General features: G+C 32.4%; 25 protein-coding genes and 3 pseudogenes. 13 read left to right on the top strand and 15 right to left on the bottom strand.

All coding sequences use genetic code 11. The annotated features are described in order from the left end of the window. From IPK14_03205 to IPK14_03195, 3 genes and pseudogenes are all read right to left on the bottom strand, one after another. Positions 1–325 (bottom strand): annotated as a pseudogene (locus tag IPK14_03205) (serine/threonine protein kinase). A gap of 208 nt (positions 326–533) precedes the next feature. Then, positions 534–767 carry a hypothetical protein gene (locus IPK14_03200; protein ID MBK7992439.1) on the bottom strand — a complete coding sequence of 78 codons (234 nt, stop codon included), beginning with the start codon at positions 765–767 and terminating at the stop codon, positions 534–536. A 131-nt stretch (positions 768–898) separates the two neighbouring features. After that, entirely contained in the window at positions 899–1,393 is a 495-nt protein-coding gene (locus IPK14_03195; protein MBK7992438.1) for a sigma-70 family RNA polymerase sigma factor, read from the bottom strand. 493 nt (positions 1,394–1,886) lie between these two features. Here IPK14_03195 and IPK14_03190 point away from each other — a divergent pair, with 493 nt between their 5' ends. The 7 genes and pseudogenes from IPK14_03190 to IPK14_03160 all read left to right on the top strand — a co-directional run bounded on the left by IPK14_03190 (position 1,887) and on the right by IPK14_03160 (position 5,517). Next, positions 1,887–2,441 carry a VCBS repeat-containing protein gene (locus IPK14_03190; GenBank protein ID MBK7992437.1) on the top strand — a complete coding sequence of 185 codons (555 nt, stop codon included), beginning with the start codon at positions 1,887–1,889 and terminating at the stop codon, positions 2,439–2,441. A 258-nt stretch (positions 2,442–2,699) separates the two neighbouring features. Next, positions 2,700–2,849, top strand: a pseudogene (locus IPK14_03185) (VCBS repeat-containing protein). Between the two features lie 135 nt (positions 2,850–2,984). Continuing rightward, entirely contained in the window at positions 2,985–3,317 is a 333-nt protein-coding gene (locus IPK14_03180) for a putative Ig domain-containing protein (protein MBK7992436.1), read from the top strand. Then, entirely contained in the window at positions 3,268–4,230 is a 963-nt protein-coding gene (locus IPK14_03175) for a hypothetical protein (protein ID MBK7992435.1), read from the top strand. The genes IPK14_03180 and IPK14_03175 overlap by 50 nt, the downstream gene beginning before the upstream one ends. Before the next feature lie 259 nt (positions 4,231–4,489). Beyond that, complete coding sequence (locus IPK14_03170; protein MBK7992434.1) at positions 4,490–4,660, top strand: hypothetical protein; 171 nt, start codon at positions 4,490–4,492, stop codon at positions 4,658–4,660. 184 nt (positions 4,661–4,844) lie between these two features. Further along, entirely contained in the window at positions 4,845–5,012 is a 168-nt protein-coding gene (locus IPK14_03165; protein ID MBK7992433.1) for a hypothetical protein, read from the top strand. Between the two features lie 268 nt (positions 5,013–5,280). Beyond that, on the top strand, positions 5,281–5,517 hold the full coding sequence (locus IPK14_03160) for a hypothetical protein (GenBank protein MBK7992432.1): 237 nt from the start codon (positions 5,281–5,283) through the stop codon (positions 5,515–5,517). 576 nt (positions 5,518–6,093) lie between these two features. Here the strand turns inward: IPK14_03160 and IPK14_03155 are convergent. The 5 genes from IPK14_03155 to IPK14_03135 all read right to left on the bottom strand — a co-directional run bounded on the left by IPK14_03155 (position 6,094) and on the right by IPK14_03135 (position 8,296). Next, complete coding sequence (locus IPK14_03155) at positions 6,094–6,255, bottom strand: hypothetical protein (protein ID MBK7992431.1); 162 nt, start codon at positions 6,253–6,255, stop codon at positions 6,094–6,096. A gap of 210 nt (positions 6,256–6,465) precedes the next feature. Further along, entirely contained in the window at positions 6,466–6,750 is a 285-nt protein-coding gene (locus IPK14_03150) for a hypothetical protein (GenBank protein ID MBK7992430.1), read from the bottom strand. Then, positions 6,732–6,983: a hypothetical protein gene (locus tag IPK14_03145; protein ID MBK7992429.1), complete on the bottom strand. Its 252-nt coding sequence runs from the start codon at positions 6,981–6,983 to the stop codon at positions 6,732–6,734. The genes IPK14_03150 and IPK14_03145 overlap by 19 nt, the downstream gene beginning before the upstream one ends. An 89-nt stretch (positions 6,984–7,072) precedes the next feature. Next, complete coding sequence (locus IPK14_03140; GenBank protein MBK7992428.1) at positions 7,073–7,783, bottom strand: efflux RND transporter periplasmic adaptor subunit; 711 nt, start codon at positions 7,781–7,783, stop codon at positions 7,073–7,075. 6 nt (positions 7,784–7,789) lie between these two features. Next, entirely contained in the window at positions 7,790–8,296 is a 507-nt protein-coding gene (locus IPK14_03135) for an efflux RND transporter periplasmic adaptor subunit (protein ID MBK7992427.1), read from the bottom strand. A gap of 295 nt (positions 8,297–8,591) precedes the next feature. Between IPK14_03135 and IPK14_03130 the strand changes: the two genes are divergently transcribed. The 5 genes from IPK14_03130 (at position 8,592) to IPK14_03110 (ending at position 13,084) form a co-directional block, all read left to right on the top strand. Next, positions 8,592–9,467: a beta-lactamase family protein gene (locus tag IPK14_03130; GenBank protein MBK7992426.1), complete on the top strand. Its 876-nt coding sequence runs from the start codon at positions 8,592–8,594 to the stop codon at positions 9,465–9,467. A 31-nt stretch (positions 9,468–9,498) separates the two neighbouring features. Further along, on the top strand, positions 9,499–10,491 hold the full coding sequence (locus IPK14_03125) for a hypothetical protein (protein MBK7992425.1): 993 nt from the start codon (positions 9,499–9,501) through the stop codon (positions 10,489–10,491). A 24-nt stretch (positions 10,492–10,515) separates the two neighbouring features. Next, complete coding sequence (locus IPK14_03120; protein MBK7992424.1) at positions 10,516–11,121, top strand: ABC transporter permease; 606 nt, start codon at positions 10,516–10,518, stop codon at positions 11,119–11,121. Positions 11,122–11,322: 201 nt separating this feature from the next. Next, the gene (locus IPK14_03115) at positions 11,323–11,820 is read left to right on the top strand and encodes an FtsX-like permease family protein (protein MBK7992423.1); all 498 of its coding nucleotides are present in this window, start codon (positions 11,323–11,325) and stop codon (positions 11,818–11,820) included. 28 nt (positions 11,821–11,848) lie between these two features. Then, on the top strand, positions 11,849–13,084 hold the full coding sequence (locus IPK14_03110; GenBank protein ID MBK7992422.1) for an ABC transporter permease: 1,236 nt from the start codon (positions 11,849–11,851) through the stop codon (positions 13,082–13,084). Here the strand turns inward: IPK14_03110 and IPK14_03105 are convergent, their stop codons facing one another. The 7 genes and pseudogenes from IPK14_03105 to IPK14_03075 form a co-directional block, all read right to left on the bottom strand. Then, positions 13,085–14,350, bottom strand: coding sequence for an MFS transporter (locus tag IPK14_03105; GenBank protein ID MBK7992421.1), 1,266 nt, complete (start codon positions 14,348–14,350; stop codon positions 13,085–13,087). It lies immediately after the preceding gene. Between the two features lie 18 nt (positions 14,351–14,368). Then, on the bottom strand, positions 14,369–16,228 hold the full coding sequence (locus tag IPK14_03100; protein ID MBK7992420.1) for a TonB-dependent receptor: 1,860 nt from the start codon (positions 16,226–16,228) through the stop codon (positions 14,369–14,371). Between the two features lie 208 nt (positions 16,229–16,436). Then, on the bottom strand, positions 16,437–17,351 hold the full coding sequence (locus IPK14_03095; GenBank protein MBK7992419.1) for a carboxypeptidase regulatory-like domain-containing protein: 915 nt from the start codon (positions 17,349–17,351) through the stop codon (positions 16,437–16,439). Positions 17,352–17,557: 206 nt separating this feature from the next. Continuing rightward, complete coding sequence (locus IPK14_03090; GenBank protein MBK7992418.1) at positions 17,558–19,336, bottom strand: protein kinase; 1,779 nt, start codon at positions 19,334–19,336, stop codon at positions 17,558–17,560. Between the two features lie 122 nt (positions 19,337–19,458). Continuing rightward, positions 19,459–20,079, bottom strand: coding sequence for a hypothetical protein (locus IPK14_03085; GenBank protein MBK7992417.1), 621 nt, complete (start codon positions 20,077–20,079; stop codon positions 19,459–19,461). A gap of 24 nt (positions 20,080–20,103) precedes the next feature. Continuing rightward, positions 20,104–20,277 (bottom strand): annotated as a pseudogene (locus IPK14_03080) (hypothetical protein). Positions 20,278–20,373: 96 nt separating this feature from the next. Then, on the bottom strand, positions 20,374–21,114 hold the full coding sequence (locus tag IPK14_03075; GenBank protein MBK7992416.1) for a tetratricopeptide repeat protein: 741 nt from the start codon (positions 21,112–21,114) through the stop codon (positions 20,374–20,376). Between the two features lie 646 nt (positions 21,115–21,760). Between IPK14_03075 and IPK14_03070 the strand changes: the two genes are divergently transcribed. Further along, positions 21,761–23,563: a fatty acyl-AMP ligase gene (locus IPK14_03070; GenBank protein MBK7992415.1), complete on the top strand. Its 1,803-nt coding sequence runs from the start codon at positions 21,761–21,763 to the stop codon at positions 23,561–23,563. Positions 23,564–23,685 lie beyond the last annotated feature (122 nt).

Below are 23,685 nucleotides of genomic sequence, written 5' to 3'. Positions count from 1 at the left end.
ATACATTATAAGGTCTATGTCCTGTGAGTAACTCATAAAGTACAACACCTAAAGAGTAAATATCTGTAGTAATATCTGTAGGTTTGCCTTGAATCTGTTCAGGGCTAGCATAATAAGGCGTTAAAGCTCTAACATCAGTGAAAGTAGGATTATCTTGAGATATTTCTGAGTTAAAGAGTTTAGCAATACCAAAATCTAATAGTTTAGGGATTCCTTCTTTGGTGACTAAAATATTACTAGGCTTAATATCACGATGAATAATTAATCTTTGATGAGCATATTGTACAGCAGAGCATACTTGGCGAAATAATTTTAACCTTTCTTTTTGGTTAGCTTATGTTATCACAATAACTATTAATAGTTTCGCCTTCTAGGTACTCCATTACTAAATAAGGTAAGCCTTCTTCTGTTCTTCCACCATCTAGTAGTTTGGCAATATTAGAGTGGTCTAAATTAGCTAGTATTTGCCTCTCTTTTTAGAAATTGTTTGGAAACAAAATCATCTACAAATTTATGCTTTACTATTTTTATAGCTACATTTTTTCATACTCTTTATCTGCTCGTTTTGCTAGGTAAACTACCCCCATACCTCCTTGCCCTATTTTTCTTACTATTTCATATGCTCCTATGTTTTTAGGCAATTGTACTTGATCTTGCTCTATAAATAAATGAGCTACATCTTCAATTGCTTTATTCTCAATAAAACTATTAGCTTCACTATGAGCAGCTAATAGAGATTCTACTTCTTTGACGTAAAGTTTCATCATTAGCACAAAGCTCTTTTAAAACGATTCTTTCTATTAGTATTTTCTTCCTCTAAAACAGCAAAAAATACTTCTTTAACACTTTTCCAATTATTGCTCATTTTTAGAAAGCTCCCTATAAAGCCAAGCTTTGGCTAATTGCCATTCACTTTTACTCTTCTTGGAGAAATTTTTAAGTATTCAGCTAGTTCTTCTACACTAAAACCACCAAAATACTTTAATTCCACTAATTGTTTTTGTAATGGATCAACTTGTTCTAAACCATTTAAGGCATCATCTAAAGCTACTAAATCAACATCCTTATCTTTCGCAATGGATAATTGCTCATTTAGTGAAATTTTATATTTACCCCCCACCCTACTAAATTTACGAGCATGGTCTACTAGGATGTTACGAATGATTGTAGATGATAATGCGTAAAATTCTTGCCGGTGATGTAAGCTAACCTGAGTTTTAACTAGCCGTAAATATAACTCATTGACTACAGCCGTAGCTTGCAAAGTATGGTTAATCCTTTCACTTTGAAAGTACCTACTAGCAATATCTTTTATTTCTTCATATAAAATAGAGATTAACTTATCAAAAGCCAACTTATTACCATTTCCCCATTCTATTAAAAGCAAAGACACATCTTCTTCATATTTTTTTGTTCATAAATATCAATAGCAGTTTTTTAGAAGTTATAAACTGGAAAATTTTTTTGCTCCATGTCCCTGCTACAAAAATCCAACGCTATATATAGAGACACAAAACACTACAAAAATTTAAGTCAAAATTTTTAACCAAAACTAAAGAGAAGAACCACTACGGATAACAACCTATCCTAGTGACAATAATACTTACAAATATAGCTTTAGTCAATTATAGCTTATTAGAGTATTTGCTAATACTGATATAACCTGCACATAAAATATTTAATTAATATGCTTTAATTGATAAATCTGTAAGTATAAATACATCAAATAACCAAATTATGAGGTGCAACTATGAATAAACTTTTCCATTATGTAACAATCAGTCTATTAATGATTATGTTCATTCTTTTCTAACATTAACAAATGTAAATGCAAGGCCACAAAGTTCTCCTGATTGTGAATTTAGAAACTTTTTGGTAGTAGCTATATAACTCCTTCTAGTAATAGTGCTAATGATATCAAAACAGCAGATTTCAATAAGGATGGCAACCTTGATCTTGTAGTTGCGTTATTTAATCGTCAAAGTATTGGTATTTTTCTAGGTAATGGACAAGGATCTTTTGGTACTGAAACACGCTATCCAACAGATATAGGCCCTGCTGCTTTAGCACTTGGGGATTTTAATAGTGATGGTAATATCGATATTGCTACAGCAAATAGAAATACTAACAATGTATCTATATTGCTTGGTGATGGACAAGGAAAATTTAGTCTGCCAACAAACTTTGCTGCTGGTAGTTGGCCCTTATCATTAGTTACTACAGATTTGAACCTTGACGGAAAGCTTGATCTAGCTGTTGCTAATAGTAGTTCTAATAATGTATCTATATTATATGGTGATGGTATTGGCAGTTTTGCCTCACCTATTAACTATGCTGTTACAGGCACCCCTTTTTCAATCGCCACAGGTGATTTAAATAATGATGGTCGTCCAGATCAGTTACAGTACAAGGTGCTCATAATGTTGCATCAGTGTTGCTAGCACAACCTACAGGTAATTTTTCACCAGCTATTGATATTAGTGTTAGTGGTGCGCCTATTGCGGTTGGCATATGGCCGACTTCAACCTTGATGGGAAGCTTGATATAGCTATGGCTAAATCAATTGATGATGGAATAACAGTAGCATTAGGGAATGGTCAAGGTGGTTTTATTTCGTAAACTAATAACACTAGCAATATAGGTAGTAATCCAAACTACGTAGCAATTGCTGACCTAAATGCTGATGGCTTTCCGACGTTATTAATACTAATAATGACTCTTTTAATTTCAATCTATATCTTGGCACAGGTACAGCCAATCTAACTAATTCTGGCCCTTATGGTTCAAGTCCTAGTCCACATGCAGCAGCCATTGGTGATTTTAATAATGATGGCAAACTAGATGTTGCGATTGCCAGCTTTGATGCAACCTATGTTTCATCTCATCTCAATATTTGCGGGCCGGTTCTCACTTTCCCTATTAACTCATTAGCTGGAGGAATAGCTAACACACTTTATAATCAAACTATTACTGTATCAGGTGGTGTGGCTCCATATAATTACACTATTAGCAATGGAAGTCTACCACCAGGGCTTTCTCTTGCTTCTACAACTGGCACAATCACTGGTACACCTACAACACCGGGTAGTTATACTTTTACAGTAACAGTAACAGATGCTCAAAATAATAGTGCTAACAAAGTTTTTACTATTACTATTGCAACAGCAGTCCCAACTTGTGCAACACAACCTAGTGGACTCATTCATTGGTGGCCTGCTAACAATAATTCACTGGACATAATTGGGGGAGGAAATGCTACATTGCTTAATGGAGTTCAATACAGTCCAAGGAAAAGTTGGCGAGAGTTGGAGTTTTGATGGTGTAGATGATGATGCTAGCACTCCAGTGGCACTTAACTATAGCAATGGTATTACTTTTGAGTGTTGGGTAAAAACTACTGACAATGATGGATTAATAATGGCTGATACAGGTACTACTGATGAAACTGGTATGGGGCTATTTGTGGAAAATGGTCAACTACTTCTTAGTTTTTATAAAAGTACGCCCAATATAAATAATTTTACTATTCTTGGTAGTTTCGTCTCAGATGGTCAATTCCATCATATTGTTGGAACATGGACAGGCGATACAACCATTGATGGGGCAAAGCTTTATGTAGACGGTAATGTTGTTGGTAAAGACACAGCATTAACTACTATAGGCTCAACTACCAAAACTATTAATTTTGGTTGGATAGTTGGCTCAAGGTATTTCGCTCTCGCTGGTCTTATTGATGAAGCATCTATCTATAATCGTGCGCTCACATCTCAAGAAATACTTAATATCTTTAATGCAGGTAGCAATGGTAAATGCACAGCAATAGCTACACCTGACACAGTACAATTATCTGACACAACCTATACAGTAAACGAAACCGATGGCACTGTAACCATAACTGTAATACGTACTAATGGCAGTGACGGCACTATAACAATAGATTATTCTACTAGCAATGGTAGTGCTATAGCTGGTGCTGATTATAATGCTGTTTCTGGAACACTTACTTTTGCAAATGGTGAAACAACTAAGACTTTCAATATTACTTTGTTACCTGATTCACTTACTGAGAGTAATGAAACATTTAATATTACTCTTAGTAACCCTACAGGTGGGGCTACACTAGGAAACACAAGTACAGCCGTAATTACCATAACTGATAACTCATCTCAAGCTTGCCAACAAGAACTAGCTACCGCTTTGCAAAAAATCAAAGCCTTCAAAGCCAAATAAGCACTTTAACCCAACAAAACTCACAATTATAGTCTCTCAAAATAGTTTGACTCAAGCAAATCAAACACTCTCAGAACAAAATACTCAACTTCAATCTCAGCTAAACACAGCTAATCAAACTATATCAATCTGAATAATCAGATTACTCAGTTACAAGATCAAGTGAATGCTCTAACAACAAAATGCTCAACTTCAAACAGCAAATACCCAGCTTCAGAGTCAGTTAAATACAGCTAATCAAACAATTCAAGACCAACAGTTGCAAATTAGTGGACTTCAAGATCAGCTAGATACAGCTAATCAAATGCTTGCAACTTGCCAAACTCAGCTATTACAAGTACAAGATGAATTAAATAATTTGCAATCTCCTAAACAACAAATCTCTACAGCAAAACAACAAATTCAAGCTTTATTAGCAACGGCCTCCTAACAATGCACAAAGCAACTTAAATAATTCACTCAGAGATCTTACTAATGCTCAATTATCTATTGCTGTTGGGAATTTAGAACGTGGTTTAAGAGAAATTAGATCTGCTAATCAAGACCTAATCAATGCAGCTAATAAAGGCGTAAACACTACCAGTTTACAACAAATTCTTGTTCAAGGTGTGGCAGTGCGTGTTACTAAAGCGGTAAACGATGTTGAAGCTTTACTTGTAGTAGTAATCAAAAGTTCAAAAGCTATAAACCTACTTCAACAAGGCCAAAATCTATTAGCTCAAGGCATTTTTAAGAATGCCCTAGACTCTTTTATAGATGCCTCCAGAAGCCGATTCTGCTAAACCATAAGTTATAGTCTGAGCTTTAAGCACCTAAACTACAAAGTTTTGTAAACTTGTGATTTACTATCAAATATCAAAGGGCTAACTAGATAAACGATATCTAGTTAGCCCTTATTTATTATAATCTTACCTTCTTTATCTGCTAAACCAGTAAATTGCCAAGAATAAATTGGGAATAAAAATTTCAAATTCAATTTTATATTTTTTGAAAATCCTAATCTTAAGCAAAGTTTCAAATAAATTCTTTTTATATTTAACTAGAGGAAAAATGAAAAAGTCCATTGTGTATTTAAGTTTAGCTACTTTGTTCTTTTCGTTGCTCTTAGCAACTACTTTTCAAACCAATAGTGCAGCAGCTACTAAACAATCAAATGTTGATAATCCTAATAAAGTAATAGAAAAATCTGCTGTCACTTCACCAAAAAATGTTAACCCATTACTAATTGGTGCTAGCATTCCTGATATAACTTTAAAATTATTGAAAATAAAGATATTAGCTTATTGATTTAGCAAAAAATAAACCAACAATCTTATTTTTTATCGTGGTGGATGGTGTCCTTATTGTAACTTGCAGCTAGGACAACTACGTTTAATTGAACCCAACTAGTCGAATTAGGTTATCAATTAGTTGCTATTAGTCCAGATAGAGTAGAAAAACTACAAGAAACTCCAGCAAAAACAATCAAACTATTTACTGCTTTCTGATAGTTCAGCCAATGCAGCAATAAATTTTAGTATAGCTCTTCCAAGTTGATAGTCCAACTGTAGAATCTTATAAGCAATATGGTATTGCTTTAGAAAAGTTTGCTTGGTGAAAAAATCATATTTTACCTGTACCTTCTGTCTTTATTGCTGATACAACAGGTAAAATAAAATTCCAAATATGTTAATCCAGACTACAAAACTCGCTTAAGCCTGATGTTATCTTAGCTGCTGCTAAATCAGCAATTACAGCTAAATAGTAATATGGCAATATTGTGTATTATTTAATCATATTATTACTTAATATAATAATGATGTTTTTGACACTCAGTAGTATTATTAGTTGAAGTGTCAATTACCACAATTCCAATCAAAGACTTTAACTTTTAAGACCAAAATTCTTAATATATTGAGCAAGTGGTTCTAGTCCTACTTCTTTTCGTAACTTATCTACATTTGGATCTTCTAAAGGCATTAGACCTGCTTCGCCTTCTGAAGAAATAGAAAGCTGTGAACCATAAAGCTGTTTTTTACCTATCATTAATTGAAGGCGATCATATACAAGTGCATAACTACTTAATTGTCCATCTTCTTTTAATTTAGAAGTGCTACCACCATTAGTCCTACATTTCCACTATGTTGCACAATAAGAAATGCTTGTAGAAGTTTCCTGTCCAAACCTTTTCTGTCAATCCATCCTATTTTTCTACTAATTTAATCAAGTAATTTGTATTGTCTCTGTCTATTCGACTTATCTCTTTGAAATCAAGTTGTTTCTTTTTCGTACTTTTTGTTCTAAATTACCTCGATATTTCATTTCTCTTTGTATTTTTATTATTTGCTTTTTTGATAATTTTACATCTTTTCCTAAAATTATGGTTTTGGTCTTAAAACTTTGCGATATTTCATCCATTTTTTGAAACCGAGAATTATCCCCTAATTTTAGCCCCTTACAAGGAATTGTTTGTGAACAACTAATTTGTAGCTTTTCCCCTTCTATTCTTACTGCTAAATTAACTATATTTCTCTTACACATAGAATAACTTCATCTGTTTTATATCCCTCAATAGATGCAATTTGTTGAAGGTTTTCATTCCTAATTACAGATAATTTTTCATCTTGAAACCCAATAATTAAACCTTCTTCTTCGGCCTTCCAATACCCATTAAGTATTTCTTTTAGGTTTATTTTTTCTTCTGATAAAAATTCTGATTCAGCTATTGATGTTTGTTGCAAGTTAGAATAAGGCAGTAACAACAATAGACTCATAAACAAACAAAAACATAATTTCAAATTGCGTGTAACTATTTCATTTGTATAAAGTTAGAGTGTTTTTATTTGCATCCCTATATATATTTTTATTTTAGGATTGCTGTATCTATTTTATTGTAAAACAACTTTTGCTGCTCATCTAACCCTTGAAGAACTTCTGTACGATTACCATTATTTATGCCGAGTTTTACAAGTATTTTTTTCTTACCATTACTTTGCTCTTTGTCAGGTATTTCTACAAAAGCATTACGGCTTAAGTCATAAATTATAGCACTTTCTGGTATTACAAGAGTAGATTTGCGTTCTTCTAAAATAATTTCTGCATTAGCTGTCATATTAGTACGCAAAATACCTGCATCATTATTTATAGAAACTCTAACTTCAAAACTTACAACATTATCTTTTTCTACGCCCATTGGAGATATTTGAGTTACTTTTCCGTCAAAACCTTTGCCCTTAAAAGACTCTACCCTTATTTGTGCTGGCTGGTTTAATTGTACTAACCCAATATCAGACTCATCTACTTTACCACGAACATAAACCTCACTAGTATCACCTAATACCATTATTAGAGTTGCTGAAGCTCCAAGGTTAAGAATAGAAGAGACTGGGCTTCCAACCTCAACATCTCTAGATAAGACAACACCTTTTATAGGCGCACGAATTGTTGCATTTTGTAGCTCTTCATTTGCACGTTCAACAGCGGCTTTAGCTTGTTCAACAGCGGCTTCTGCTTCTGTAACTCGTGCTTTACTAACATTTAATTGCATACGTGCAACGTTTTGTTTATTTTCCACTTTTTTCTAAAGCATTTTGAGATTCATCATAAATTTGTTGAGGATTAAACCTGTAGCAAATAATTTTTTGGCACGTTCAAAATCACGTTTTACAAAAACAATTTCTGGGTTTTCAGCTTCTACTTTATTTTTTTCATACTCTGCTTCTGAAGCACGTAACCCTGATTGTGCAGCCATCAAAGCTGCTTGGCTTTCACGTACTCTAGCAATTAAGTTTTCTTTATCAAGTTCAGCAAGCACTTGATTGGATTCAACTAAATCACCTACTTTAACTTTTAACTCTTTAATTATGCCATTGGCTTTTGACTTAATTTCTACTTTTGTAATTGGTTCTATACGACCTGTAGCAACCACAGAACGAGCAATATCACTACGTTCCACTGTAGCCAAACGTCCAGGATCAATCTCAACAATATATTTTGTTTTGTCAAAATACTGATAAATTCCATATGCAATTAAAGAAAAAAACAATAAAACTATAATTAGTGTTCTAAACCTAAAACTTTTTTTCATATTTACCAAGATTTTGTCCTTATTTGGGTTTATTCTATATCTGTCTAAGAACACCGCATATTAATACCTAATAATCTTCTTGATAAGAAAAAGACTATATACATTTTATACCATATGTTAATTTTGATTTATTTCTAAGTTTGGCTTTCTTTACTATTTTTGGTTTAGTTATATTAAAGTGGTTTGTACTCAATTTACCAGTTTTGTCATACAAATATTTAGACTTTATCTATAATACTATCATAAAAGGACAATGGCTATTATTACAAAATTAAGAGGGAAGTTTTTAATTTCAATGATCATTAGAAAAATATTTACTCTTTGGACAAGTTTTTTTCTTGTTCTAATAAACAGTTTAGTTTTTGCTAATACAGAAAACCAAAAGCTTTTTTTATCAGAAGAAAGTATAAACGAACAAGAAGTAGCCCAATTTTTGGATAAGTTTTTTCTTGAGCAGATGGAAAAACAACATATTCCAGGAGTAGCAATTGTTATAGTAAAAGACGGGAAAACTCTTTTTTCCAGGGGCTATGGCTATGCTGATATAGATAAACATATAGGAGTAAATCCTGATAAAACTCTTTTCCGAATTGCTTCCATTTCTAAGCTATTTACGGCTACTGCAATAATGCAATTAGTAGAAAAAAAGAAACTTAATCTTCAAGAAAATGTCAACTACTATCTTAAAGATTTTCAAGTTAAAAGCTATTTTAAAAAACCAATTACTGTATCAGACTTACTACTTCATACAGCAGGGTTTGAAGATAATTCTTTAGCTCTGTTTTCGCATAAACAATCAGAAGTTCCTCCATTAAAAGATTACTTGCAAAAATACCCTGCTATAAATGTTTATCCTCCTGGTGAAATATTTAGTTATTCAAATTATGGTTATGCTTTGGCGGGTTATTTAGTAGAAGTTGTTTCTGGAATGCCTTTTGAGCGTTATATTGAGGAAAATATTTTTAACCTCTTAGAAATGAAAAATAGTAGCTTTAATTATAAAGATTCACAAAAAGATTTGGCTATAGGTTATTCTTACAAAAACAACCAATATCAAGAAGAAGATGTTTACTTTACTAATCAATCTCCATCAATGGGATTAATAACTACTGCAACAGACTTGGCCCCGTTTATGATTGCACAGCTAGAAAAAAGGAATTTATCAAAATAAGCAATTACTTTCCCAACAAAGTATAGAGCTTATGCAAACAAGGCAATTTGCTGCTCATCCAAAAATAGCTGGTAATACTATGGGTTTTAGAGATCTTATCAAAAATGATAAAAGAGCTATACGTCACGATGGTCGTTTAAAAGGGTTTCAAAGTTTGATGTATTTAATACCAGAAAAAAATTTAGGTTTTTTTCTGGTTTATAATTGTTCAGAAAATAACTTTTATCTTAACTTTACTCAAGAATTTCTTAATTATTTCTTTCCAATAAAAACCTCTGATCCAGTACCGCTTATTAATTATCAAAAAAGAGTAGAGAAATTTGTTGGTAGTTATCGAAATTTGCGCTACTCACATACTACAATACAAAAACTTGATACTTTAGTATCTCAATATCAAATATCTGCTAATGAGGATGGGACAATTACTCTTTATTCACCTGAAGAAAAGCCTTTAGGTAAGTGGATTGAAATTGAACCCTTTGTATTTAAAAAAACTGATGAAGATAATTATTTAGCTTTTCGTGAAAATAAATCAGGGCAAATTACTACATTATTTTATAGCTATTGGTTTCTTGAAAAGTTACCTTTTTATGAAACAGCTAAATTTCAAATGAGTTTAATCTATTTTTTTATTTCTATATTTTTTATTTCTTCTATAATTTTTTTAGTAATATTAATAAAGTATTTGAGAAAAACCCATATTGTAAAAAAATTGTTTTTTGCACAAATAATAATGTTTTTAATTAGTTTACTAAATTTTATCTTTATAATTACTTGGCTACTTATCTATCAAGTTTATTATGAAGAAGCTCTTTTTAGTATACCCAGAATTTTTACCTTAATCTTATGTATACCTTTGTTTTCTGTTGGACTTACTATCACTTTGCCTATATGGTCAAAAATAGTTTGGGATTATAACAGTCTATGCAAAAGATTATATTTCTGTTTTTTTACTTTAGTAACTTTGGCATTTATCCCTTTTCTACTTTATTGGAATATGTTGGGGTTTAAATTTTATCAGTAATTTTTGCAGGAGGTAGCAACTTATATGAAAGAGTTCCTTGAGCAAATTTGGTTTAACCTTGCTGCTAATAAGTTAAGAAGCATACTAACAATGTTTGGTATTATTTGGGGAATGTTTTCTATTGTATTGCTTTCAGGAGTTAGTGAAGGTTTACAAGTTGGTAATAATGCAGTTTTTGCTGAACAAGGTACTAATATAGTTGTGGTAATGCCTGGTCGTACTAGTATGCAAGCAGGTGGAATACGTGCTGGCCGCTATATATATCCTGACTTAAAAGATATTAATGCTTTCAAAGAGCGTTCTAAAATCTTTCAAGAGTTTAGTCCAGAACTTTTACGCACAGATGTTGAAGCAAAAAGCAAGTATAACAATAGCGTAATAGAAATAAGTGGTGTATGGCCTATATACCAAAAAATGCGCACTGTTGAATTACAAAAAGGTCGGTTGATTACAGAACAGGATAATAAAGAAGGTCGTCGGGTAGCAATTCTGGGTTACAACATTAGCAAACAGCTTTTTGCTGATCGAGATCCTATTGGAAGTGAAATTGCGTTAAATGGTTTACCTTATCAAGTAATTGGAAGTATGCGTAGAAAAAACAAGAGCAATGGTATTCTACCCGTCATATGATGATGAACGGGTAATTATTCCATTTGAAACTATGCGTAGGGACTTGCCAATTGAAGGAAGTACTGAAAACCTGGTATTTTAAGCTATATTATTCTTTCACCACACCAAGAAGTAATTAAAAAATTAAGCAAATCTTTTAATAATGGAGACTCAAGTATAGGTTCTGAAAGAGGCCCATTAGAAAATGAAATAAGGCAAATTATGGCCCCACAACATAATTTTGACCCACATGACACTGAAGCACTAGCCGTTTGGAATATGGCTGTTGTATCACTTATGTTTACTCGTACTATTGATAAAATGGCAGAGTTTTTTTTATCTGTAAATATAATAACTTTGTTATTAGGGGGTATTGGTGTAATGAATATAATGCTTATTTCTGTAAAAGAACGCACCAAAGAAATAGGCATTCGTCGGGCATTAGGAGCAACTTCTAATAATATTCTTTGGCAATTTTTTATAGAAAGTTTATTTCTAACAATTCCTAGTGGTTTTTTTGGTTTTCTTTGTGCTTTTACTTTGTCTGAAATAGTTAACACCTTACCACTTCCAGATCGTTTTGCTGGATTAATAATCACTTGGCAAACCTCTATCTTCTCATTATTATTTTTAGTATTCATTGGATGTATTGCTGCCCTTTACCCTTCTTATCGGGCTGCAACTATGCAACCTATAGAAGCATTGCGCACAAATACTTAAAAAGCATATGATATTTAAAGATCTATTTTTGCAAGCAATCTATTCATTAATAAGTCATGGAACACATGCTCTAATAAGTATACTAGGTATAGCATGGGGTATTATCACCGTAATCATACTAATGACTTATGGTGATGGGTTAAATAAAGCATTAGATTATTCTATGCATGGAGCTTATACTGATGGCACAGTAATAATGTGGGATGGTCAAACCAGCAAACAAGCTGGTGGAGAACGTGCTGGTCGACGAGTAAAATTAAAAGAAAAAGACGCTTTTGCTATAAAAGAGTTACCTTCTATTAAATATGCTAGTCCTGAATATATTGAAACTTTGCCAATAGCGTTCGGCAATAAATCAATTTTTATGACTGTTCGTGGCGTTTCTCCAGAATATGGTATTATGCGCCAAGAAATACCTGCTCAAGGGCGTTTTATTAATGATGAAGATGTAAAACAACATAAGCGTGTTGTTTTTTTAGGTGCTTTTCTTGCACGTAAACTTTTTCGTAATGGCCCTGCTGTAGGGCAAGAAGTCAAAATTAAAGGGCTTCCCTTTACAGTGATTGGTGTCCTAAAAGTAAAACCTCAAATCGTTACTTATCGTGGCCCGGATAATTACTCTGCTTTTATTCCTTATACAACTGTCAAACAATTATGGCATAGAGAATATATAGAAAACTTAATTATTCAAACAAAAGACACTGAACAACATCAACAAACTTTCCAGCAAGCAATAGGTGTTCTAGCTAATAGACATCGTTTTGAGCCAGATGATGATCGAGCTATTTCTAGAATTGATTCAAAAGAATCCACAGACGCGCTTAATGCTGTTAGTATTGGGTTAAAAGTGGTACTTATTTTTATTGGCACACTTACATTAATTGTTGGTGGTGTAGGAGTAATGAATATTATGTTAGTTTCAGTAGAGGATCGTATCTCTGAAATAGGCATACGCAAAGCATTAGGGGCAACTCGTTGGCAAATATTATTTCAATTTTTATCCGAAGGACTAATAATAACTTTTATTGGAGGTTTGGTTGGCATAGGATGCTCTTATTTTATAGTTAAATATATTGGGTCTTATCCATTTTTGGCTGCTCTTTTAGAAGACGAAACAAAACAAGCTGATATTCAAATGGTAATATCTCCATATGTTGTTATTACTGCTACTATAATACTTATTCTTGTTGGGTTAGTAAGCGGATTTATTCCTGCAAGACGTGCTGCTTCATTAGACCCAATCGAATCTCTTCGCCATGAATAACTAGGAACTTATTTCTTCACTAGATTTAGCAGCCTCTTGGCTTAAATACCCTACCTTTTCCTTATTTATTCCTAACATTACAACAGAAGATAAACCAGATAAAATATAAAAACCCGCTCCTATAAGTAGAGCAATCTTAAACCCAAATAAACTATCAAGTAAAGTTCCTAATAAAAATCCTACTATCCGAAAAACTGAACAAGTTGTATTAAAAGCACCAAAAATTCGCCCTCGAAATTTATCTGCAACTACTTGCTGTAATAAAGTATGTACTGTAATAATAGTACCTATAAGCAGCATTCCAGCTAGTCCAGTAAGAAATAATGCAAAATTAAAAACAGGTATTTGTACTATAATTATATAAAATATTCCAAAAATAGCAGGAAAACTTAAGTAGTAGTTATAAGGTATAGAACTTCCTATTCTCATAAAAATTAAACCACCAATAACGCTACCTATAGCTTGTGAAGTAGCAAGCCAGCCTAATTCAAGTGTGCTACCCTGCCAAACTTCTTTTACAAAAATAACTAATATTAAATAAATTATTCCTTCCGCAATCATACCAGTTGCTGTATTTACAAATATTGCTGATGTGATACGGTCTTTATTCATTAGTTTTAATCCATCTAGCCATTCATCAAAAATAACTTTTACGGCTGACAAATTAAAAGATAGTTTATTTTGAGGTATTTCTTGTTGTGGAGAAAGTTTAATAAAGGAAAGCATTACAGCAGAAATTAAGTAAGTTGAAACATCAAATATTACAACTGTATTTAATCCAGCTTTTAGCATTAAAAACCCACCCAACAAAGGGCCAATTAAGCTAGTAATTGACTCATTGATAATGTCTAAAGAATTAGCCTCAACCAAATCTTCTTTATCAACAATTTCTGGTATTAAAGATTTAAGTGAGGTTATATAAAGTTGAGATACAGTAGCTTCTAAAAAAACAGCTAAAAAAAGTAACCAAAGCCATTTTGTTGAACTAACAATAAGAAGAAGTAACAAACAAACAGCCCTGAGTACATCAGAAAGAACCATTAGTTCTTTACGGTATTTATAGCAACGATCAGTAACTACCCCTGCTAATGAAGCAAATAAAACACCTGGCAATCCTGGAGCAACAAAGGCTATGCTAGTTGCTAAAGCAGAACCGCTTATATCATAGATATAGAAAGGTAGACCAATATCAATAGCCCAATCACCAAGCATTGATACCAATCTACCACTCCATAGCAAAGCGTAATTTCTTTGTCGTAATAACATAAATATCTGCAACTATGCCTAAAACATAATTCTTAAGCCAAGTTGAAACTGTCTTGGTGCAAAAGTATTAAAAAAGCGTGAAGGTGGCAAAACAAAAAATCCGTCTTTTTGTGCTGGTAAATTAAAATTTCCGTTAGAGTCAGGAGGGAAAAAGCGATTTTGCCCACGAACATTAAGACGATTAAATACATTAAAAATTTCAACTGTGGCTTGCAAGTTAATACTTTCCTTGAGCTTAACATTGCGTGTTAGTCTAAAATCAAGATTGGCAAAACCTGGTGCTTTGCCTGCGTTACGGGGAACGCCTGGCGGTCTATCAGCAACTCCCCCATCACCATTATTATTTAAGTCTACACCAGCACGTAGATTATATGGCCGCCCTGATTCTAGATTAAGAATGGTAGAAGCTTCAAAATCTCGTAACAGTACATTTTTACTATAGCTAAGTTGCCAAACACCAGAAAGAACAAACCGGCTACGAGCATCTTGCAAACTTAAAGCGCGTTCTGCTCCTATATTTAGAGGATCTTGTATTTCTTGTAGGTCTGGGAGTAAATCTACACTATTATCTATTGCTTTTGAAAAAGTGTAAGCAGCAAGAAATCCTATTCGGTTAGATAATTTTTTTCTAGCTGTTAAAGTTAGAGAGTGGTAGTAGCTATCAAAAGCTGATTCAAATTGATTGATTTCTCCACGACTAGGGTCAACTCGCCCTGTAATTACGTTTTGTAAAGGATCGTTAGGAACTGGTCGAACAACAGGATTTATGTTACGTACTCCAAAAACTTTAATTCCTCTAACCATTACATATGAGGCAGAAAAAACGGTGTTTTGGTCAAAAAAGTAGTCAAAACCAAAATTAGCTTGCTGTGCATATCCATTACGTAAGTTTTTTTCAAAAACTGTTTCTACTCCAAACTGAGGTTGAAAATTTACACCTGAAGGTAATGTTGAGGTAATTGGAAACCTATTATTAGGTAATGAGTATGGAACTATTGAAAATGGAAAAGGTAATGATAAAAGTTTACGCTCTAAAGGTTGGGTACTAGCAACTGGGCCAATTAATGGAACAGTAAAAAAAAGTCCATAACTACCATGTATATTTAAATTAGGTTTAATATTGTAGGAAAAAGCAATACGCGGACTGATATTCCCATTATTATTGGGGGTTAATTTAACCCGATTAAGATCATAACGTAAACCTACTTTTATTAATAAATTATCTTTTAACTTAATATCATCTTGAAAGAATGTTGAAAAAAGGTTAGCCTCAATTGGTACTAGGTCTTGAGTATTAAAACCCTGTGTATAGCCAAATGGTATTGGCAAATCAACTAAGGGTAAATTGGATGGAAATCCTGGAAACATCCCCGGCAGTGCAGCAGAAGCAAATTGTAAAAAACTACGTTGAATAGGTGTACGTGAAGCAGGATCAAAGGCTTCTAAAGCAGTAAAAAAAGGAAGTCCAGGCATTCCAGCTAAAGCTGCAAAATCTATTGGCTCAAACTGAGCCGCACCTTTTTCTACTATTGGTACGCGACCTTCTCCAGTAATACGTATGTAATCGACTCCAAATTTTATTTGATTACGGCTTTTTTTTAGTGAATCATTATTTACAAAATGATATATGTTTTCTATGCTTGGGTTAGGTAGAATAGTTCCAGAACCGGCTTGTATGCTACCCTCAGGAGTAATTAAAGTTATACCTACAAAATCACCATTAGCAAAAATATCTTGATCTCTACGGCTATAGAGAAAGCGACTTTCATTAACAAGATTTAGTTTTGTATTTATATATGTGTTTCTTATAGCCACAGAATTATCATTTAATAATTGTGTACCTCCTGCGCTTTGTGTGCGGGCCCCAAAAAATGGCAAAAATGCCCCGTCAAAAGAACCACCATAATTATATCGTACATTAAAAATATTATTAGGTGTTAATAGGTAATCAATGCGTCCTAAAAAAGAAGTATTACCAACTCCACTAGGTACAGATCCATTACTTTCTTGGAAGCCTTGACGACGAAAAGCATTTATTACTTGGTCACTTACAGTTACAACAACACCTTGTTTAAGTGAAAGACGTTCAAAAGAAGTAAAGAAAAAGCTTTATCTTTTTAATCGGGCCACTTAGGATAATACCAGCTTGATATTGTTCAAATGGAGTTTTAAATGGCGCAAGAGAATCGCGTGCTGCAATGCTCTCATCCCGAAAGAAGAAAAAACTACTTCCATTAAAACTATTACCACCGCCTTTAGTAATAATATTAACTACTCCACCAACAGCCCGTCCAAATTCCGCTGAATAATTATCTGTAACTATTTGAAACTCTTGTATAGCATCCTGGCTAAATGCTGAACGGGGAATACCAGAACCAAGATCATTATTATCTAAGCCATCAATTGTTATGTTATTAGAGCGAGCAGATTGGCCGTTTACAGAAAAACCAGAGTTAGTAGCAACACCTTGTGGTGGGGTACGATCAATTCTAACCCTAGGTGCTGTAAGTGTTAGATCTAAAAAATTACGTTTGTTTATAGGAAGTGATGTAATAGCTTTAGCATCAACATTTGAGCTACTTTCTGTTTTATTGCTTTCTATTACACCAGCATTAGCACTTACTTCTACTACATCTTCTAATTGCCCAACTTTAAGAGAAATATTACCTACTCCGATTGTCCCTACTTGCAGTAAAACTTCTTGTACATAGCTTTGAAAACCATCAGCTTGAATTCTTATTTCATATTTACCGGGAGTTAATTGCCTAATGGAATAACTACCTTTTTCATCTGTGGCAACCACTCTACTTAAATTAGTTTTTAGGTCTTTAATTGTAACTTCAGCATTACTAATAATATTTTTTTGTTCATCTGTTATAGTGCCAATAAAATCTGCGGAACTTGTACCAGCTTGAGCAAAAATATCTTGATGGCTACCAAAAATTAAAATCGCTAATATAATAGTTACAGACAAAAAGAAAAAACGTACCGATTTTACCATAGAGTTTTTAACTTAGAAACTTAGATATAGAACATTAAGTTTCTGTACTCCCTTCTTGTTAAATATAAATAATTATTTTGGAGTTTGGCAAAAATTACGAAATTTAGTATAGCAACAATTAATATAAAGAAATCTTAATACCGTGATAGTTTTTCATTTTGCATCATATTGAAGCCTATTAAATAAAAAATTTCAAATCCAGAATTTCAATTACGAGCAACTCGAAAGCCTAATTTTTCATTAGTAAAAGTGTCTATTTGAAACAAACGAAATGTTGTAGGATCACTTTCTGATTCTTCATTAATGCCTCGAAAAATCTTAATTTTATTATCTTTCTCTTTATTTGCGGCCTCTATCTTTTGAGCTAAATCTTTAGTAGCATCTGGGTAGGCTTGCAAAGAACTACCTGTCCACTCCGAAAAACCATTTAGTATATCTATATCATATTTAGATTTATTTCGTGCTAAGTATTCCCATTCTTTTTCTAAAAGTAACCTAAAGCTATGACCTGTTTTTTCAGAAAGCCATTCACAATAAGCAGTAGCGTCTTTCCAATTTACTTGTGTTACAGGTTGGTTTATTACATAAGCTGGAGGTTTTTTTTCTTGCCAATACACAGGGGGAGTATGTCCGGTATCTTTAATAAACTCAGCATACTCTTGATTAGTCACCATTTTTTTAGCTACATAAAAAACAGATATTGAGGCTAAATGCTCTGGTTTAGCATAAATATCTTTACCTTTATTTGATCCCATATTAAAAGTATTACTGCTAATAGAAACTAACATAGGGGGATCAACCTTTACTGTATTCTTAACTTCCTCTTTGCCAGTTTTTTGATTAAACACAAAATGATAAATGCTCAATGATATTCCAAGAGCAAAAAATAGGGCTATTAATAGTATTTTATATTTACCAAAAGATTTTTTGTTAGTATCTGCTGTAATTTCTACACTTTTATTAATTTCACCACTACTGGAATTTTTAGAATTTTCTCCAGCCTTGTTTGTTTTCTTTCCTTCATGAGTATTTGAAATAAGTTTATAAGAATTTGTACGATTTTGTTTTAACTCTTTAGTTTGCTTACTACTAGGTTTATCCATCAAATTACTCATATTGGAATTTTTCTGAAGTAAATCATCGAAACTTACACCCATTTCAAAAGCTTCTATTTCACGTCTTAATTCCAAAGCGGTTTGTTGCCTTTTATCAGCAAACTTAGAAAGTCCTTTATGAATAATTTGACTTACTTCATAAGGCAAGTTATTTACTAGTTCATGAGCCATTTTAGCATCATCTAGCATAAAAGAAGTGGTATTACCTGTTATCATCTCAAAAAGTATTAAACTTAACGAGTAAATATCTGTCCGTAAGTCTACCTCTTCTCCCATAGCTTGCTCATAGGACATATACTTAAGCGTGCCTAAAGATCCATCTTTAGAAATATTAACTTCTCCTTCTTCCTTAGAAACAATTTTAGCGATGCCAAAGTCTAGTATTCTAACTATTATTTGGCCGTCAAGCAGTTGCTGAATCATTATATTTTCAGGTTTTAAGTCTCTATGTATAATTCCTTGGATATGTGCTTGGTATAAACCTGCTGCAATTTGTTTAGTGATATCAAGAGCTTCTACATAACCAATAACTTTTTTATTATTTATTAATTCTCTTAAAGTTATACCTTCAATATAATCCATTACAAGATAAGGTACTTTATTATTGATAACCCCAAAATCTGTTATCATAACAATATTTGGGTGTTGAAGTTTGGCTAAGACTTTAGCTTCACGATTAAACCTCACTATTTTATGGATGTCAGCATCTACATCTTGGAATTTTACAACTTTTAAGGCAAAAATCTTTCCTAAATGAATATGGGCAACTTTAAAAACCTCCCCCATTCCACCCTGACCCATTGAAGAAACAACCTTATATTTGTTGTCTATAACTGTTCCAACGCCTACTTTTGTTTCAGAAGGATTCATCGTTTTTTATTAGGTGCAAAAAACCGCTTTTAGGGCAAAAGCACCACCCCCTTTAGTTTGAGAATAATCCAGAAAATAGACTCTCAAACTTATTTTACTATTTTTAACTTACACAATATTATTTATAAATAAAATAATAACTCTAAAGTTGATTTTAACCAAACTAACAGTTCTTTATCGTTATTTCCAGATAGCTTTAATCCTGTATCAAATTCATTAATAGCTTCTTGCCATTCACCTGTAACCAAATAAATACGCCCTGCACAAAAGCGAATATCGGCTAAATTCTTGTCTTCATCCTCTAGGTTTTGATAGTTTTGCAAAAACTCTTCTAAATTTTCAAGTAATTGTGTTTTATACTCTTGGTCTAAATTACTTGCATTTTTCTTTAATATCTGCAAATCCCTATACCTACGTTTTAGGCTACTTGGATTATCTCTATCAGCTAATTCATCTCCTATAAGATAAATTGGAGACTTATTTTTTTTATCAATAGTAGCTAACAAATTACTAAAAGTTTTAGGACATTTACCTTCATATTGTTCTACAGCTAACCTAAATTCAGCAAAAGCTTCTTTGTCAGCATCCTTTTGTGAAAGAGCAATAGCTAAGTTTTCATGTGCTAAGGGATAAAAATTATTATTAAGTTCTATTGCTTGACGATAATTTTTAATAGCTAAATCTATATCTTCTAATTTAAGATCTTGCCCGCTTGTAGCTTGTAAAAGATAGGCATTACCCAAAGTTAGATATGCTTGTGAAAAAGTTTTTTTTTGCTCAATAGCTGCCGTAAGAGATTTTACTGCATTACCATAATCTCTATTAGAAATTTGTAATCGAGCTAAATTATAGTAAGCTAAAGGATAGTTTCCCTTTTTTAATTTAATAGCTTCCTTAAAACTATTTGTGGCAGACTCAACATCGTCCTTAGCTTCATAAATTAAACCTAAATTATTGTAAACTTCTGCATAATTTTTCTGTTGTGCTAAAGCTTTCTTATAATGTTCAATAGCTTCTTCAAAATTGCCTTTGTGTGCTTAGGCTATAGCTAAATTAAAATTTAACTCTGGAGATAAATTTTTACTGAGCGTTAAAGCTTCTGTATATTCTTTTATAGCTTCATCTATTTTGCCTGTGTAGTATATTGCTACAGCCAAATTAGTCTTAGCTTCAATATTTTTAGGGTTTTGTTTTGTTGCTTCTTGATAATAAAAGACTGATTTTTCAAAATTACGAACTCTTAAATGTGCATAACCTAACCCAAGATAAGGAAGTATTGTTTTAGGATTTAGTTCCAAAGCTTTGTTATATAATTTTACAGCTTCTTCTATATCAGAATCCCCTATAATCTCTTTATCTATAATCTTATTAGCTTTTTCCGTAAGCAGTTCCCATTCTGAAAGAGTTCTTTTAATAGGCTTTTTTCCAGACTCATCAATAGATAAATCAATTACATACATAGTAGTTTGTACAGAGGATTCTCCAATTTGTTTTATATTTAATTTTTGTCCATATTCATCTAAGTTAAGACGTGTTAAGGAGTTTACCTTGGTTTTTGTACCTGTAGTAGAATCTAAATTAAGACGTGTTGAGGTACTTATAGAGTCTAAATCTAATCTTGTTTTTTTGGGCTTTAAATCATCTATTTTTAATCTTACTTGTGTAAAAGAATAAGGTGAAATTTCTATTACTAAAATTAATGATAACAATATTTTGGGAAGATAAAAATATGCTTTTTTTATAATAGAATTTATTAAATTTTCATTAACTATTTTCATGTAAAACCCTATACTAATTATGGCATATTAAAAAATTAAAAATAAAGTTTGGCAAATATAGTGCTGCAAGTCAATAAATAAGCTAACAAAAACAAATGGAAAATAAAACTTAATACATCAAAAATATTAGCTTTACGTAAATACTCTAACTTTAATTTATAAACTTAATACATTGTAAACAAAGTACTTAATACTAAATAAACTTTCTTGTTTTTGTCAGCTATTTATCTTAATATGTTAGGTTCACAAGTTTTAAGTTGCAGATGATTACCAACATGTCATAAAATCCAGTACCTAGAAAATTTTCCCATAATTTTATTAAAAATACTTTATTATTTATTTAGTATCTTGCTTTTAAGTCCATTTTGTCCTTAAAAATTTAGGAAATGGATATTGTTTAAAAGTAACCTGTTTAGACCATTTTACAATAATTTAAAATATTTAATACTTTAGCTTAATATAAAATCAGCACTATAAACTATCTAAACTACTCTAAAATTAATAGTTGTTTGTGTCTAAGGTCTTGGTGTGCATTAATTTATACATTTCAAATTTATTTTTATGCCTAATTATTATATAGAGTTAAGAAAAATAACTCTTATCTCTTAATTTTAAATTTCCAGTTAAGGTGGTCTTAATCAAATATATGTATTCAACTTTAGTTGACCTTTTAAGGATGCGAACACAAGAAAATCCAGAGAAAAAAATTTATACATTTTTAGGAGAAAACGATCTAGAACAAGACTATTTTACTTATGGCAAGCTTGATAGTGTTGCTCGCGCTATTGCCGCAGAATTACAGAAATTTCATCTAGAAGGTGAACGAGCATTATTGTTATACCAACCTGGTTTGGACTTTATCGCTGCTTTTTTTGGCTGTTTATATGCTGGCGTTATAGCAGTTCCATGTTATCCACCGCATCCAGCACGAATGAGCCGGAATCTGCCAAAATTACTATCAATTATTCAAGATGCTCAACCTGCAATAGCTCTTACTACCTCACAAATTGCTAAGGCTATTAAACCTGCTCTTTCTGAAAATGAAGTTCTTTCAGAAATACTTTGGTTATCTACCAACCAAATAAACCCTAAAATGGCTGAAGAATGGCAATTGCCCAATATTGATATTAATACCCTCTCTTTTTTGCAGTATACCTCTGGCTCAACATCAACACCTAAAGGTGTAATGGTTAGTCATGGTAATTTACTCAATAATGAAGCCTTAATCCAAACAGCTTTTAGGCAAACAAAAAAGTCTATAGGGGTTGGATGGCTTCCCTTTTATCATGATATGGGTCTAATAGGTAATATTATTCAGCCTATTTATACAGGATACCCATTTATATTTATTTCTCCATTAGATTTTGTACAACAGCCTTTTCGCTGGCTAAAAGCTATTTCAAATTATCGTGCATCTGTAAGTGGTGGGCCTAATTTTGCTTATGATTATTGCTGTAGAAAATTATCCATAGAGCAAATATCCCAACTTGACTTAACCTGTTGGGAAGTAGCCTTTAATGGTGCTGAACCTGTCAGATTAGAAATATTAGAAGCCTTTTATCAAACTTTTAAGAGTTGCGGGTTTCGCCGTGAGGTTTTTTTTCCATGTTATGGACTAGCAGAAGCAACATTATTTGTTACAGGTGGATATATTAATCATATTTGTTGTGTTGATAGAGTAAAACTAAGGCAAGGTTACGTAGTAGAAGTTGATAGCCAAGATAAAAATCACCAATATTTAGTTAGTTCTGGTCAATGCACTTCTCAACAACAAGTAATTATTGTTAACCCAGATACAAAACTACAACTTCAAGACTTACAGATTGGTGAAATTTGGGTAAAAGGTGACAGTGTTGCTCAAGGTTATTGGAATAAAGCTGAGCAAAATATACAAACCTTCCAGGCTTTTACTTCTGACACAAATATGGGGCCTTTTCTTCGTACAGGTGATTTAGGTTTTACAAAAAATGGAGAACTTTTCATTACAGGTCGTCTTAAAGATTTAATTATTGTTGGCGGCCAAAACCATTATCCACAAGATATTGAATGGACAGTTGAAAATAGCCACCCTTCCATTCGTCCTGGGTTTTGTGCTGCTATAGCTATTGAGCATAATGGTGAAGAAAAACTTATAGTAATGGCAGAAATTGAACGTCGCTTTGAACGTGATAGCCAAAAATCAGAAACACTTAAAGAAATTTTATTACTACGTGAAGAAGCTGCTGATCCTATTGGAGACCCAAAATCCCCTCAACCCTTTTCAGGACATGATGTAATTAGTAAAATTCAGAAACTAATCTCAGAAAACCATGATCTGCCTGTTTATGCAATATTATTACTTAAAGCTGGATCTATTCTAAAAACTTCTAGTGGTAAAATTCAGCGTCATGCTTGTCGAGAAGGTTTTTTAAACAATAAACTAGAAATATTGTGGAGCGAATATTTCTAAAAATCCTGTTTTAAAGATCAAAATAAATAAAAATTATCCATAGTTTATAAAATTTATAATAAAGTTCTTAGATAAAATTTTAGTTATTAGCTAATAACCCAGTAATTAAATTACGTAAATAT

The sequence above is a fragment of the Blastocatellia bacterium genome (assembly GCA_016713405.1).
Taxonomy (GTDB): Bacteria; Acidobacteriota; Blastocatellia; order Chloracidobacteriales; family JADJPF01; genus JADJPF01.
Note: the sequence above shows the minus strand (reverse complement) of the source record. Positions and strands in the feature narration are given on the sequence as shown.

Excerpts from the sequence above, each read along its gene's own strand:
- IPK14_03200 (MBK7992439.1), bottom strand. The coding sequence starts at position 767 with ATGATGAAACTTTACGTCAAAGAAGTAGAATCTCTATTAGCTGCTCAT.
- IPK14_03175 (MBK7992435.1), top strand. The coding sequence starts at position 3,268 with ATGGAGTTCAATACAGTCCAAGGAAAAGTTGGCGAGAGTTGGAGTTTT.
- IPK14_03160 (MBK7992432.1), top strand. The coding sequence starts at position 5,281 with ATGAAAAAGTCCATTGTGTATTTAAGTTTAGCTACTTTGTTCTTTTCG.
- IPK14_03155 (MBK7992431.1), bottom strand. The coding sequence starts at position 6,255 with ATGATAGGTAAAAAACAGCTTTATGGTTCACAGCTTTCTATTTCTTCA.
- IPK14_03150 (MBK7992430.1), bottom strand. The coding sequence starts at position 6,750 with ATGTGTAAGAGAAATATAGTTAATTTAGCAGTAAGAATAGAAGGGGAA.
- IPK14_03145 (MBK7992429.1), bottom strand. The coding sequence starts at position 6,983 with ATGAGTCTATTGTTGTTACTGCCTTATTCTAACTTGCAACAAACATCA.
- IPK14_03135 (MBK7992427.1), bottom strand. The coding sequence starts at position 8,296 with ATGAAAAAAAGTTTTAGGTTTAGAACACTAATTATAGTTTTATTGTTT.
- IPK14_03130 (MBK7992426.1), top strand. The coding sequence starts at position 8,592 with ATGATCATTAGAAAAATATTTACTCTTTGGACAAGTTTTTTTCTTGTT.
- IPK14_03125 (MBK7992425.1), top strand. The coding sequence starts at position 9,499 with ATGCAAACAAGGCAATTTGCTGCTCATCCAAAAATAGCTGGTAATACT.
- IPK14_03120 (MBK7992424.1), top strand. The coding sequence starts at position 10,516 with ATGAAAGAGTTCCTTGAGCAAATTTGGTTTAACCTTGCTGCTAATAAG.
- IPK14_03115 (MBK7992423.1), top strand. The coding sequence starts at position 11,323 with ATGGCCCCACAACATAATTTTGACCCACATGACACTGAAGCACTAGCC.
- IPK14_03105 (MBK7992421.1), bottom strand. The coding sequence starts at position 14,350 with ATGTTATTACGACAAAGAAATTACGCTTTGCTATGGAGTGGTAGATTG.
- IPK14_03095 (MBK7992419.1), bottom strand. The coding sequence starts at position 17,351 with ATGGTAAAATCGGTACGTTTTTTCTTTTTGTCTGTAACTATTATATTA.
- IPK14_03090 (MBK7992418.1), bottom strand. The coding sequence starts at position 19,336 with ATGAATCCTTCTGAAACAAAAGTAGGCGTTGGAACAGTTATAGACAAC.
- IPK14_03075 (MBK7992416.1), bottom strand. The coding sequence starts at position 21,114 with ATGAAAATAGTTAATGAAAATTTAATAAATTCTATTATAAAAAAAGCA.
- IPK14_03070 (MBK7992415.1), top strand. The coding sequence starts at position 21,761 with ATGTATTCAACTTTAGTTGACCTTTTAAGGATGCGAACACAAGAAAAT.